The organism is Pseudoxanthomonas sp. PXM04, from assembly GCF_014851695.1.
Lineage (GTDB): Bacteria > Pseudomonadota > Gammaproteobacteria > Xanthomonadales > Xanthomonadaceae > Pseudoxanthomonas_A > Pseudoxanthomonas_A beigongshangi.
The window spans coordinates 244,408-257,767 of sequence record NZ_JACVAG010000003.1; the positions used below are offsets into that span (position 1 = coordinate 244,408).

General features: G+C 67.5%; 13 protein-coding genes. 5 read left to right on the forward strand and 8 right to left on the reverse strand.

Annotated features, from left to right (window positions below):
- Positions 1-21: 21 nt before the first annotated feature.
- The 4 genes from IB228_RS09480 to IB228_RS09495 all read left to right on the forward strand — a co-directional run bounded on the left by IB228_RS09480 (position 22) and on the right by IB228_RS09495 (position 4,615).
- Positions 22-1,467, forward strand: a complete 1,446-nt coding sequence (locus IB228_RS09480) for an FAD-dependent oxidoreductase (RefSeq protein WP_192198204.1) — start codon at positions 22-24, stop codon at positions 1,465-1,467.
- 129 nt (positions 1,468-1,596) lie between these two features.
- Positions 1,597-2,472, forward strand: coding sequence for a methylglyoxal synthase (locus IB228_RS09485; protein WP_192198205.1), 876 nt, complete (start codon positions 1,597-1,599; stop codon positions 2,470-2,472).
- Between the two features lie 368 nt (positions 2,473-2,840).
- Positions 2,841-4,022, forward strand: coding sequence for a benzoate/H(+) symporter BenE family transporter (locus IB228_RS09490; RefSeq protein WP_192198206.1), 1,182 nt, complete (start codon positions 2,841-2,843; stop codon positions 4,020-4,022).
- Positions 4,023-4,141: 119 nt separating this feature from the next.
- Positions 4,142-4,615 (forward strand): PepSY domain-containing protein, encoded by a 474-nt coding sequence (locus IB228_RS09495; protein ID WP_192198207.1) that lies wholly within the window; start codon positions 4,142-4,144, stop codon positions 4,613-4,615.
- A gap of 138 nt (positions 4,616-4,753) precedes the next feature.
- Here the strand turns inward: IB228_RS09495 and IB228_RS09500 are convergent, their stop codons facing one another.
- The 8 genes from IB228_RS09500 to folE form a co-directional block, all read right to left on the reverse strand.
- Positions 4,754-4,990: a hypothetical protein gene (locus IB228_RS09500; protein WP_183640030.1), complete on the reverse strand. Its 237-nt coding sequence runs from the start codon at positions 4,988-4,990 to the stop codon at positions 4,754-4,756.
- A 94-nt stretch (positions 4,991-5,084) separates the two neighbouring features.
- Positions 5,085-6,326, reverse strand: a complete 1,242-nt coding sequence (locus IB228_RS09505; RefSeq protein WP_343205554.1) for a TCR/Tet family MFS transporter — start codon at positions 6,324-6,326, stop codon at positions 5,085-5,087.
- Between the two features lie 49 nt (positions 6,327-6,375).
- On the reverse strand, positions 6,376-7,239 hold the full coding sequence (locus IB228_RS09510) for a D-hexose-6-phosphate mutarotase (protein ID WP_192198208.1): 864 nt from the start codon (positions 7,237-7,239) through the stop codon (positions 6,376-6,378).
- Positions 7,236-8,537: a lytic murein transglycosylase gene (locus IB228_RS09515; protein WP_192198209.1), complete on the reverse strand. Its 1,302-nt coding sequence runs from the start codon at positions 8,535-8,537 to the stop codon at positions 7,236-7,238. Before IB228_RS09515 ends, IB228_RS09510 begins: the two co-directional genes overlap by 4 nt.
- A 104-nt stretch (positions 8,538-8,641) precedes the next feature.
- Positions 8,642-9,061 carry a YchJ family metal-binding protein gene (locus IB228_RS09520; protein ID WP_183640021.1) on the reverse strand — a complete coding sequence of 140 codons (420 nt, stop codon included), beginning with the start codon at positions 9,059-9,061 and terminating at the stop codon, positions 8,642-8,644.
- Between the two features lie 48 nt (positions 9,062-9,109).
- Positions 9,110-10,018 carry a hypothetical protein gene (locus tag IB228_RS09525; RefSeq protein WP_192198210.1) on the reverse strand — a complete coding sequence of 303 codons (909 nt, stop codon included), beginning with the start codon at positions 10,016-10,018 and terminating at the stop codon, positions 9,110-9,112.
- 199 nt (positions 10,019-10,217) lie between these two features.
- Positions 10,218-10,784 carry a hypothetical protein gene (locus IB228_RS09530; RefSeq protein WP_192198211.1) on the reverse strand — a complete coding sequence of 189 codons (567 nt, stop codon included), beginning with the start codon at positions 10,782-10,784 and terminating at the stop codon, positions 10,218-10,220.
- A 119-nt stretch (positions 10,785-10,903) separates the two neighbouring features.
- Positions 10,904-11,506, reverse strand: a complete 603-nt coding sequence (gene folE, locus IB228_RS09535; RefSeq protein WP_141454851.1) for a GTP cyclohydrolase I FolE — start codon at positions 11,504-11,506, stop codon at positions 10,904-10,906.
- A gap of 256 nt (positions 11,507-11,762) precedes the next feature.
- Here folE and IB228_RS09540 point away from each other — a divergent pair, with 256 nt between their 5' ends.
- The gene (locus IB228_RS09540; RefSeq protein ID WP_192198212.1) at positions 11,763-13,322 is read left to right on the forward strand and encodes a hypothetical protein; all 1,560 of its coding nucleotides are present in this window, start codon (positions 11,763-11,765) and stop codon (positions 13,320-13,322) included.
- Positions 13,323-13,360 lie beyond the last annotated feature (38 nt).

Genomic DNA, 13,360 nt, shown 5'->3' on the forward strand with positions numbered 1-13,360 from the left:
CCCCATTCCCGAATCCCCACCATGAGCAAGAAAAGCGTCTTCCAGTTCCTCGAACTGCCCCGCACCATGCCGCAGCGCATTCCGCTGGAACTGCGCACGTCCGGCGACTGGGGCGAGCTGTACGGGAAATTCGACAAGCCCGAGGCGCAGTACCAGGCGGGGCGCTGCCTGGATTGCGGCAATCCGTATTGCAGTTGGAAATGCCCGGTGCACAACGCGATTCCGCAGTGGCTGCAACTGGTGCAGGAAAACCGCATCGAGGAAGCCGCCGCGCTCTGCCATTCGACCAACCCGCTGCCGGAAGTCTGCGGCCGCGTGTGCCCGCAGGATCGCCTGTGCGAAGGCGCCTGCACGCTGGAGGAATTCGGTGCGGTCACCATCGGCGCGGTCGAGAAGTTCATCACCGACACCGCGCTGGCCAACGGCTGGCGTCCGGACCTGAGCGACGTCAAGCCGACCGGCAAGCGGGTGGCGGTGATCGGCGCCGGTCCGGCCGGCATCGGCTGCGCGGATCGGCTGGCGCGCGCCGGCATCCACGCGGTGGTGTACGACCGCTATGAACAGATCGGCGGCCTGCTGCAGTTCGGCATTCCCACCTTCAAGCTGGAAAAGAGCGTCATCGCCCGCCGCCGCGAGGTGCTGGAAGGCATGGGCGTGGAGTTCCGCCTGGGCGTGGAAGTGGGCCGCGACGTGAGCCTGGAGGAACTGCTGGCCGATTACGACGCGGTGTTCCTCGGCACCGGCGCCTATCGCTACACCGATGGCGGGCTGGAAGGGCAGGATCTGGAAGGCGTGCTGCCGGCGCTGCCGTTCCTGGTGCAGAACGGCCGCATCGTCGGCGGCAATGATCCCTGGGGTCGACCGATCGCCGGCTGGGAAGACAAGCTGGCGCTGCCGGATCTGGCCGGCAAGCGCGTGGTGGTGCTGGGCGGCGGCGATACCGGCATGGACTGCGTGCGCAGCGCGATCCGGCTGGGCGCGGCCAAGGTCACCTGCGCCTACCGCCGCGACGAGGCCAACATGCCCGGCTCGGCGCGCGAAGTCGCCAACGCGCGCGAGGAAGGCGTGCGCTTCCTGTTCAACCGCCAGCCGCTGGCGATCCGCGGCGACGCCGACGGCAAGGTCGTCGGTGTGGAGGTCGTCGAAACGCGCCTGGGCGAGCCGGACGCGCGCGGCCGCCAGAGCGCGGTGCCGATCGAGGGCAGCGAATCGCTGCTGGAGGCCGACGTGGTGATCATCGCGTTCGGTTTCTCGCCCAGCGTGCCCGAATGGCTGGCCACGCAGGGCGTGGAAGGCACGCCGAACGGACGCATCGTCGCCGGTGGCGGCGATCGCCTGCCGTTCCAGACCACGAACCCGAAGCTGTTCGCCGGTGGCGACGCGGTGCGCGGCGCGGATCTGGTGGTGACCGCGGTCGCCGAAGGGCGCGACGCGGCGGCAAGCATCGCGGAGATGCTGGCGGAATAGGTCTTCACACCGACCCACCGCGTTCACTCGCGGGCGTTGTTGAATTGGTATGGCAATGGTGGGCCGGAGCCCACCTGTGCCGCGCACGCGGGATCGCTAGACTAGCGCTTTCCCTTCGACGCCCCGTCCATGCGCCTGGGTCTTGCCGCCAACCGCCTGCACCACCACAACGAAGACGCCGCATTGTTCCGCTGGCTGCGCGCCAGCGAGTCCGGCATCCGCGAACTGAAGCTGGGCCTGCACGCGGTCGGGCGCACCTACGACGCGATCGCCGCCGCCGGCATGCTGGCGAACTATCCACAACTGCGCCGCTATCCATATGGCCGCGAAGGCGGGCTGATGAAGCTGGTCGCGGAAGTGGTCGGGTTGGAAGGCGCCGAACGGAATCTGGATGGCGCGATCTACCTGATCGATCCGGTGGATCCTTCTTCCATCTTTCCCGAAGCGATCGCGCTCAAGCGGCAATGCGTGATCCACGGCAAGCCGTTCCTGTCGACCGTCGCCTCGGCGCGCGACTGGGTGGAGATGGAACGCATCCATGCCGGCTTCGCGCCGGACGCCGGTGCCGATCGTTTCCACGCACTGGAGGACCAGACCCTGGCGCTGATCGCACACGACGCGATGAAGCCGCAGATGCTGGCCTTCGCCGCCGAGCATTTCGATCAGCTCTCGCGCTTCGCCCACCGCGTCGCCACCGGCACCACCGGCCAACGCCTCAACGAACTGGCCTGGAGCCGCGGCTGGCCGCAGGACAAACCTTGGGCCGAGCGCTACCAGAGCGGCCCGATGGGCGGCGACGCGCAAATTGCCGATCGCGTGCTGGAGCATCGCTGCCAGCGGGTGATTTTCTTCGAGGATCCACACGTGGCGCGCCAGCACGAAGCCGACATCCAGTTGCTGGAGCGCGCGGTCACCACCGTCACCGACGAAGCGGTGTGCATGACCTCGCCGATGGTGGCCAGGCGCTGGCTGGCGGCGGTGGGGTTGCGCGCGACGAAACGCTGATCGCGCATCCCGGTTCGATCGCGCAGAGCGGAGCTTGCTCCGCTGCTGCGGGATCACGCTTCCTGCGAGCGCCCCCATCCCAGCCTTCCCCCGCAAGCGGGGGAAGGGGCCAAAGCGCTGCCATCCATCACTACTCGGACACAGCCCCCTCCCCCGCTCGCGGGGGAGGGTTGGGGTGGGGGCCAGGCGGATGAATGCCGAGCCATGACAACCCCCGGCGCAACCGCACTACCGCACTTCCCAACCCGCAAACTGAAACGAACCACAAACCCAGCATTCCCCCCATTTCCACCTGCCCAACCACTCCACACCTTCTTCCCCCCGCATCCCTGGGCGACAATGCCCCGGTTCCGTTGAGTGGCATCTCCATGTCCAACGCTTCCCCGCCGCGCCACCTGTTGCGCGATCTTTCCCTGTCCGCCGTCGCCGCCGGTTTCGTCACCGTGCTGGTGGGCTTCGCCAGTTCGGCCGTTATCGTCTTCCAGGCCGCGCAGTCGCTGGGTGCGTCGCCGGAGGAAATCAGTTCGTGGATGTGGGCCCTCGGCCTGGGCATGGGCCTGACCTGCATCGGCCTGTCGCTGCGCTACCGCATGCCGGTGGTGACCGCATGGTCCACGCCGGGCGCGGCGATGTTGATCAGCAGCGCGGCGGGATTGCCGCTGTCCGATGCCATCGGCGCGTTCCTGATCTCGGCGGGGCTGATCACCATCGCCGGTTTCTCCGGCCTGTTCGAGAAGACCATCAGCCGCATCCCGGTGCCGCTGGCCTCGGGCATGCTGGCCGGCGTGCTGCTGCGTTTCGGCCTGGACGCCTTCGTCGCCATGAAGACCCAGCTGGGCATGGCGCTGACCATGTTCGTGGTCTACCTGCTCGCGCGCCGGCTGCTGCCGCGCTACGCGGTGATCCTCACCCTGCTGGTCGGCATCGCCTTCGCCGCCGGGCTCGGCCAGCTGAAGACCGACGGGCTGAGCTGGGAACTGGCGAAGCCGATCTTCATCTTCCCGAGCTTCTCGCTGCCCGCGCTGTTCGGTATCGCGCTGCCGCTGTTCGTGGTGACGATGGCGTCTCAGAACGTGCCGGGCGTGGCGGTGATCCGCGCCTCCGGCTATGCGATTCCGATCTCGCCGGCAGTGGGTTGGACCGGCGTGGCGAACCTGCTGCTGGCACCGTTCGGCGCGTTCGCGCTGAACCTGGCCGCGATCACCGCCGCGATCTGCATGGGCCGCGAAGCCCACGAGGATCCGGATCGGCGCTACGTCGCGGCGATCGCGGCGGGCGTGTTCTACGTGCTGGTCGGCATCTTCGGCGCCACCGTGGCCGCGCTGTTCGCTGCGTTCCCGAAGGAACTGATCATGGCGATCGCCGGCATCGCCCTGCTGGGCACGATCGGCAACAGCCTGTCGGCGGCACTGCGCGAGGAATCGCATCGTGAACCCGCGTTGATCACCTTCCTGGTGACGGCTTCGGGCCTGACCATCGCGGGCATCGGATCGGCGTTCTGGGGTTTGATCGCCGGCGTCGTGACGCTGTTGATCTGGCGACGCGGATAGAACGCCGCGCTCACGCGGTTTTCATTTCGCCGAACGGTTCACGCCGTCTTTCCAGCGGGTTCATCCGCCGGTGAAGTCGACGGCGGCAGGATTGGGTTCCCTCCCGACAGGAGCGAACCATGCAGACGCTTTCCTTCATCCGCCCTTCCCGCAAGCTCTGGTTGTTGTCGCTGGCATTGGCCGCCACGCCGCTGCTGGCGCAGGCGCAAACCCAGCAGGCGCAGGATCCCGCCAAGGCCGCGATGACCGAACCGCAGGTACGGGCGCTGCTGACCGAGAAAGGCTATACCCGCATGGACGATCTCGATTTCGAGGACGGCATGTGGGAGACCGACGCCACCAGTGCGGACGGCAATCGCGTCGACGTGCGCGTGAATCCGGCCAACGGCGACATCAAGGCCGAGGCGCTGGTGTCCAACTTCAGCGAGAACGACATCAAGGCGAAACTGGCCACCGCCGGCTACTCCAAGGTGCATGACGTCGATTTCGACGACGGCATGTGGAAGGCCGAGGCCGAGCGCGCCGACGGCAATGACGTTGAGATCCATCTGGACGCCACCAGCGGCGCGATCGTCCACGTCGAAAACGACTGACGCGGCATCGCCGGCCTACGCCCCGAATGAAGTCTCTCTCCCGTCCGGGGCATGGTCGGCGGTGGAGGGAGGTGGCCTCCGGCCTGCGCGCCGGCAGGCCGCCTCCCGGCGCGGAATGCGCTCGCCGGACGACGCGCCTCAGTCGTCCTTTTTCTTCGCCCCGCTCAGATCCAGCGGCTGGCTGCTCTTCTCATCCTGCGACCAGCGCACGCCACTGGTGCGTTCGCAGTCCTTCGACACCGGATCATTCGGATTGTCCGGGCGGCCGGCGCACAGCGGATTCATGTCCACCGCCGCGTTGGTGTCGTAGTACTCGGGCTGGCTGGCGCAACCGGCCAGTACCACTGCAAAGACAAGCAATATCGTTCCACGCATGGGTCACCTCACCGTATGTCTCCGGCGCGAGCATCTCCCATCACGGGCACGGCGAACAGTGCCGGAGGTTGAGTCCCTCGGCGGGTCCGGATGATCAGGCGTGCGATACCGGCGCCGGCCGGGCGAAACGCCACCCCACCAGCAGGCCGATGAAAAGCAGCAGCGACGCCAGCATCCACGGTGCGCCCGGCAGATGCGCCGGCGCGTTCTTGCCGATGAACAGGGCGAAGGTGCTGGCGTACATCATCGGGCCCGCGATGCCGGCCAGGCTGACCAGGCTCATCAGCGCGCCCTGGATGCGGCCCTGCACTTCCGGACCGACTTGTCGCGTGATCAGCGCCTGGGTGGCCGGCCCGGCCAGTCCCCACAGCGCGCTGATCGGCAGGCCGACCAGGAACATCCAACCCGCTTCGGCCAGCCCATAGATGAAGAAACCGGCCACGCCGCAGGCCAGGCCGAACAATAGCGTGCGGCGCTCGCCCAACTTCGGCACGATCCGTCCGACCAGCCCCGCCTGCACGATCACGCTGAACACACCGACGATCGCCAGCACCCACGCCACCTGCCTTTCATTCCACTTGTACTGGTACTCGGCGAACAGCACGAAGATGCTCGGGTACACGTAGTGGGCGAGGTTGGCGATCAGCACCACCGCTGCCAGGCCAAACACCTGCGGGTAGCGCTTCAGCAGCACCAGCGAACCGATCGGATTGGCATGCGACCAGTCGAACCGGGGCGTGCGCCTTTCCTTCGGCAACGACTCCGGCAGCACGAACCAGCCATACAGGAAATTCAGCAGCGCCAGCCCGGCCGAGAACCAGAACGGCAGGCGCAGATCGATCGCCCCCAGCTGGCCACCGATGATTGGACCAATGATGAAGCCCACGCCGAACGCCGCACCGATCATGCCGAACGCCTGGGCGCGCTTCTCCGGCGGAGTGATGTCGGCGATATAGGCGTTGGCGGTGGTGAAGCTGGCCGAGAACACGCCCGAGAAGATGCGTGCGATCAGCAGCCACGGCAGCGACTGCGCCAGCGCCATCAGCAGGAAGTCCGCGCCCAGCCCGAGGCAGGACAGCAGGATCACCGGGCGGCGGCCGAAACGATCCGACAGCGCGCCCTGGATCGGCGAGGACACGAACTGGATGATCGCGAACAGGGTGCCGAAGATGCCGACCCACCAGGCCGCCTTGGCGAAGTCGCCACCGACGAACTCGCGCACCAGGCCGGGCAGCACGGGAATGATCACGCCGAACGACAGGATGTCGATCAGGACGGTGACGAAAATGAAGATCAGCGCGGCGCGGCGGCCGCTGACAGGCGGGGCATCGGTCACGGGATACGCACGGCGGAAAAAAGGTGCCGCAGTGTAGTGGATCTCCCGTCTACAAAGGTGAGACGGACAGGCGCTGCCCCAGTCGATGTTCCGCACCCGGCGCCAGACGGACGACATCGGCGCCGGCGTTGGCGGTTTCCACGCACAGGAATTCCCGCCAGCCCTGCGCCGGCAGGTCGGCGATGGCGGCGGTCCCGGCCTCGCCGGGATTCCAGATCACCAGCGACCGGCTGCCCCGGGTTTCCAGCGCGATGCGGCGCCGGCCAACCGGATCGGTCAGGGTGAAGCGCGCGCCGGCATCGGCGTAGATGCGGTCGCTGCGCCCGGGATCACGCGGTTCGTCCAGCCGCCAGTCGCCGGCCTGAGCGTGCTCGTTGCCATCAAACTTGTCGGCGTACCGCAGGCCATCCACGCCGGAAACGGACACCTGCCGCACATCGCCCACCGCGAAGTAGCTGTGCAGCGCCTGGGTGAAGGCGATATCCGCGTCACCGTCATGGGTGGTGATGAGCGTCTGCTCCAGCACGGCGCCGATGCGCAGCCGCTGGCGCAGGCGCAAGGGCGTGCGCGGATCCGGCGGCAACGCCAGATCCAGCACCACCGCGTCGTCCTCTTCCACCGCGTCGACGAACTGCCAGGCCGAGATGCGCGCATGGCCATGCTGCGGCGCGTCGGTGGGTTGCCCGTCGCGACCGAAGTAAGGCCAGCACACCGGCACGCCACCGCGGATCGCCTGCGGTGGCCGGCGCGTGGTCGGCGAGCACCACAGCACCTCGTCGAAGCCCGCCGGCTGCCAGGCCAGCAACTGTCCACCATGGACGCTGACCGCCGCGCGCACGGCGGACGTGTCGATCCGCCAGGCGGGAATGCCGTTGAAGTCGCCGAGGTGGATGGAAGCGGGCGTCGAGGTCATGGTGGACTCTTGGGCGGTGCGACCGGCGGGCCGGCGCGTTCGAGGGCGGTCAGGATTTTCTGCCCGGCGCGGCCATCGGCAGGCAGCAGACCGAGGGCCTGCTGTTCGGCCTGGATGGCGCGGCGGGTATTGGTGCCGATCATGCCATCGGCCGCGCCGATCGCGTGGCCGCGTGCCAGCAGCAACATCTGCAACTGCTTGCGCTGCACGCGCGACAGGCCGGGATCGTCGGTGGGCCACGAGGTCAGCAAGCCGGCGCCGCCGCGCAAGCGATCGGACAGCAGCGCAATCGCCAACGCATAGCTTTCGGCGGCGTTGTAGGCGTAGATCGCATCGTAGTTGCGGAACACCAGGAAGGCCGGACCCTGCGCGCCGGTCGGCAACAGCAATGCCGCAGGCGTATCCGCCGTGATCAACGCTCCGCCATCGGCGCGGGCGACGCCTCGCGCCAGCCAGTCCGACAGCGGCCGCCGCTTCGTGCGGCCCGCCAGCGAGGCATCGAAACCCGGCGGCAGCTTCACCTCGTAGCCCCACGGCTCGCCGCTGCGCCAGCCCGCGCGTTGCAGATAGGCCGCGGTGGAACCCAGCGCGTCTGGAATGCTGTCGACCAGATCGCGCCGGCCATCGCCATCCTGATCCACCGCGATGCGCGCATAGGTCGAGGGCATGAACTGGGTATGCCCGAACGCCCCCGCCCAGGAACCGGTCAGGTTCGGATCCCGCAGATCACCGGATTGCAACAGGCCGAGCAGCGACAGCAACTCGCCGCGGAAGAACGACTGCCGGCGGCCGAAGCAGGACAGGGTGGACAGCGAAACGAGCAGCGGGCGCTTGCCCGACACCCGGCCGTAGTCGCTCTCAACGCCCCATACCGCCACCACCGTCGCCGGATCCACGCCCGACTGCGTGCCCACCGTGGCGAGCAGATCGCGATGCAGATCGAGCTGGGCCCGGCCATCGGCCACGCGCTGGTCGTCGACCAGCCCGGCGAGATAGTCCCATAGTGGCGTGGTGAACTCCGGCTGCGCATCCAGCAGATCCAGCACGGACAGATCCGGCGCCAGATCGGCGGTCAGCCGATCAAAGCTGTCCGCCGTGATTCCGCGTGCCGCGGCCAACGGCCGGATCTTCGCCAGGCAAGCGTCGAATACCGGGTCCCGCCGCACCGGCACGGGAGGCGCGGCGGGCGGTGAAGGCGCGGACGTCGATTGCGCCGGCGGACCCACCGGTGGCGCGGGGGGTGGAAGCGGCGGCGGATCCTGCGGCGCCAGCAGCGCCCACAGCAGCAGCGGTTTCATCGGCGGGCCTCCCTGGCCAGTGGGGAACCCTACTCTGCCCTGCCCGTTGTCGATTGGCGACCACATGCCTGAACGGCGCGCTGTGCCGCACCCGACGCCCCGGCTCAGCGGTGATCGCCGTCCACGTAGAACCAGCGGCCATCCCTTTGCACGAAACGACTGAGCTCATGCAGACGCACCGCCGCGCCGCCACCCACGCGATAGCGCGCGACGAATTCGACTTCGGCGGTGCGTTCCCCGGCGGCGTTCTCGCCAGTCAGGCGATGCTGTTTCACCGTCAGGCCCAGCCATTGGGTGCGCACGCCGCCGGGCGCGTCCAGTCCGAGGTCCGGCGGGCACGTCGCCGGATCCCAGCTCGCGCGCAGGTAGGCTTCATCGCCGCGCACGAACGCGCTGTAACGCGAACGCATCAACGCTTCGGCGTCAGGCGCGGCTTCACCAGCATGGTATCGGCCGCAGCAGGCGGCATGGGCGGTGCCGGAGCCGCAGGGACAGGCATCGGGAACGGGTTTCATCCGCGCCATCATCGCAGCGGCGCGGCATCCATGCACGCGCCACCGGTGTCGCGCGCCCTACCTTGCCAGCGTCGGGTTCTGCGCAACCGCGCAGTCACGCAGACGGGCGGCATTGGCTTCGTCGCCCGCGTCGTCGAGAAGATTCGCCAGATCCATCTGCGCGGCCGGATCCCCCAGCCACGCCGCATGCCGGCGCAGGCCCTCGACCAATGCACTAGCGCCACCGGAGCCGCCGTCATACCCGGACGTCGCCACCAGCAGCGTGGCGAGCTTGTTGTAGCCGGCGGGAATCTTCTGTTTCAGCAGCCAAGCCACGACCACCTGGGCCGATTCGAAATCCTCGTCTGCCAGCATCGCGTCGAACAGGCCCGCGGCGGCGCGCCAGTTGCCGCCGCGGGCGGCCTGCGCATATGCGGCGACCGCACCGGGCTCGTCATCCAGCATCGCCTGGCGCGGCAACGCGTCCTGCGAGGGCGCGGTGGCCACGGCGGGCTTGAGCCGGCCACAGGAAAATGCATCCGGGCCGGCGCGCCCCGCGTCCGTCGCCAGCCAGCGCCGATGCTCGGCCAGCGAGCTTTCCACGATGCGCGGCACCTGCTTGAGGCCGACATGCTCGCTCGCCCAGGCGACGCGCGTCTCGCGGTTCTGCCGGCGCACCGCGTCCTGTCGTTCGAAGGTCTCGGCCTGTTCGCGCTGCCACGCCGAATCCTCGCGCGGGCGGATGGTCACGCAACCTTCGAACCGGGCCGCCGGCAACGGCCAGCAGTGCGCCGGCACCTTCACCGGAAAGCGGCCCCAGATCATCTCCAGCACGTAGTCCTCGTGACCCTCGCGCGGCGCCACCGTGACCCGCGCGGCCGTGTCGCTGAGGCCCTTGCGAATCACCGTGCCATCGGGCAGTTGCCACTGGTAGGGCTCATCGGCCAGGCGCGCTTCCAGTTGCAGGTAGGGCTCATCGGCGGCCATCGCGGCCCCTGTCCCTCCCAGCAGACCCAGTCCGCAGGCCAGAAGGCGCAAGATGCGAGCCGGCTTGGCATGACGCCATGGCATCGGCATTTCCTGAAAACAAAGCGCCATTGTGCGGGCGCCACGCCCGGTTCGAGTCGATGGACTCTTCAATGTCACGCGCCGCATCTGAAAATCACACCCGCAGGGACGAATACGCTCAACCGTCGTAGGAACGGCAACCCCAGCGGAACGCGTAGGCGGCAGCTTCGATGCCGCGCCCGATCACCAGGCGCGGTGCGGTCGCATCCACGCCGGAACGCAGCGGCATGACACGGCTGTATTGCACGTCCAGTTCGCCGAAACCGTCGATCGCCGCCCGCTCTGGTGCGTGCGGCGTGGCTTGCACATGACGGACGAAATCCTCCATGTCGCCGCGCGCCTGCGCGATCACCGCCACACCGCTGTCGCCGCGCACGACGATGGCGGGAATCTCGGTGCCGTCGATCTTCAACGGTTCGCGGAACCGGTACAGCAGGTCGATGATCTCGCCAGGCGCGCGGTCGGTGATTTCGACGCCAGACGCGCGCAAGCGTTCGGCCAATGCCGGATCACGCCCATCCGGGAAATCGGTGCGGCAATGCAGCGCGTCGGCGAACAGCGCCGTCACGTCCAGCGGTCCCGCCGGAGTCACCGGTCCGGATGACGTGGGAGAAGCGCAAGCCGCCAGCAACACCGGCAGCAGGCATGCCAGCAGGCGAAAACGAATGGATACGGGGTGGATCATGCGACAGCCCTCCGATGGCATTGCGTGGGGATCATGTCCGCGCGCCTCGCGGCAGGCCGGCCTCGCGAACCTGTCCGGGCCAGCCCGCGACACAGCCGCGCGCAACTGGCCGGCGGCACTCAGCGGCGGCCGCCGGTCTCGATGAAGCGCAGGAATTCGGCGCGGGTGCGCGCGTCCTCGCGGAACTCGCCCAGCATCTTGGAAGTGACCATGCTGACGCCGCGCTTGTGCACGCCGCGCGTGGTCATGCACTCGTGCGCGCCGTCGATCACCACGCCGACGCCGCGCGGTTGCAGCACGTCCTGGATGCACTGCGCGATCTGCGCGGTCAGCTTCTCCTGCACCTGGAAGCGACGCGCGTACACGTCCACCACCCGCGCCAGCTTGCTGATGCCGACCACCTTGCCGTTGGGCAGGTAACCCACGTGCGCCTTGCCGATGATCGGCGCCATGTGGTGCTCGCAATGGCTCTCGAACTCGATGTCGCGCAACACGATCATCTCGTCGTAACCGGCCACTTCCTCGAAGGTGCGCGCCAGATACTCGCGCGGATCCATCCGGTAGCCACTGAACCAGTCGCGATACGCCTTGGCCACCCGCTTGGGCGTGTCCAGCAGGCCCTCGCGCGCCGGATCCTCGCCGGCCCACTCCAGCAGCACGCGGACCGCGTCCTCGGCCTGCTCCTGGCTGACCTTGCCGGGCTTGTCGTCGGAATGGCTCATGGCATCGAAAACCTGCTTGCGGGGCACAGGATCCTACCGCATCGCGCAGTGGTTCGTTGACTGGCTCACCACGCCGCGCGGGACACAAGGGATCCGCATTTACCTGACAGCCGGGGACGACAGGCACCGTGTCCGCAGGCGTGCGCTGCCGGCTCGCCTGCCTTATGGTGCATGCAGGGCCTATCGGAACGCACCCCATGCGCCGGGGCCATTGTCTGCTGTCGGCTTCAACGCGTTGAACGGGAGGAATAGTCGAATGAGCATGGAGCGCTTGCGCACCTGGTTCTCGGGTCTTGGCGCGAACCCGATGGCCTCGCGCTTTGCGGAAACACAGGAATCAAGCCTGCGTAGCTGCGTCGCCTGGCTTTCCGCGAAACCTGGAGCCGGGTTGCGGGTGGATGAAGTGCGAAGCTATCTGCCGAGTCTGCCGCCGAACAGGCTTTTCGACGTTGATGAGCGCTTGCGTGGATACACATCTCCGCTCTACGGAGATTGGCCAAGCAACGGAGTCCGTCATCTTCTGAATTCCGGACTCGATCCGCTGCTCCGCCAATCCTTGCTCTTCTTGTCGGCAGGACATCCCGACGGCCGGGTACGCGAGGCGGCCCTCCGCGTTCTTCCCTCTTTTCCCGGCTATCTGACCTTGGCCGCCGCGCTGATCCGCTGCGCCGACTGGGTTGACGAGGTCCAGCGGGGGGCACAGGAGACCGTCGAGCGGTTGCTTCCGCTTTGCGACGACGAGGATGTCGTTGCCCTCTGGCCGATGGTGCTCAGGCTGCGGTCCCGCGAACGCGTCTCGCCACACTGGTTCCGGGAACATGTGGAAGGCTGGATGCTTCGCGAGCAGTCTCGGTCATCGCTGCGCAAGATGATCGGCAGCCGGTACGCGCCGATACGCGCCTGGGCCATCAAGTGCAGCCTGGAAGCGAAAATAGAGCTTGGCCTCGACCTTGTCGATCTGGCGATCCGTGATGTCGATCCTCGCATCGGCCTGCACGCGCTTCGCTATGTCAGGGAATCCGCAGGAGACGATGATGTCGGCATCCGGGCACGCGCTGCGTCTGGTCTGACAGCCTCGTCGCCGATCATCCGACGGGAATCGTTGCAATTGCTGTCCGAACTCGAGGGTGAGCTTTCTCGGGACAGCCTGCTTCCCTTGCTGCTGGATGGCTCGGCGGGCGTGCGGTCACGCGCGGGTTTCATTCTTCAAAATCGATTCTCCGAGGATCCGGTACAGCATTGGCGCGCGACGCTGGATGCCGATGCGCCCATGGCGGCAAATGCCTTGGCCGCCTTGGCGGATCATGCGCAGCCACAGGACGACGCACGAATGCGGCGCTGGCTTTCGGTACCCGGCGGCTTGACCCGCGCACACGCCTTGCGTGGCCTCGTAAAGGCGGGAGGCCAACCCAACGATGCGGAACTCGCAATGCTTCTCGAGATGGGTGGAAACCGCCTCTTGCGCCCATTACGCAGGCTCGTGAGCGCCGGACTTGTTTCGATGGATGTCAGTCGTGTCCTCACCATTGTGGGTATGTCCTCGGTTTCTTCCATGGCACCCGGAAACCTGCGCGAGCTCCTGAAGGAACTCAACCATTGGCAAGGGCTGTTGCTGCTCCTGCAATTCCCGACCGCGAGCGAAAAGAGCCAATCCTGGTGGAATGAAGCGATCTCGGATTGGGTCAAGACGAGCGACCGCCACGTGCCACTGGGTTCCCATTCACGCCAGACGCTGCTGACTCTGCTGGAAGCACGCCGCGGTCAGCTACGACCGGATTCGCAGGTCGCCATTCTGGCCGCCATCGAACGGCACTGAGGGTCGAGTCGGCGCGTTCCGACCCTGATCAGCCGACT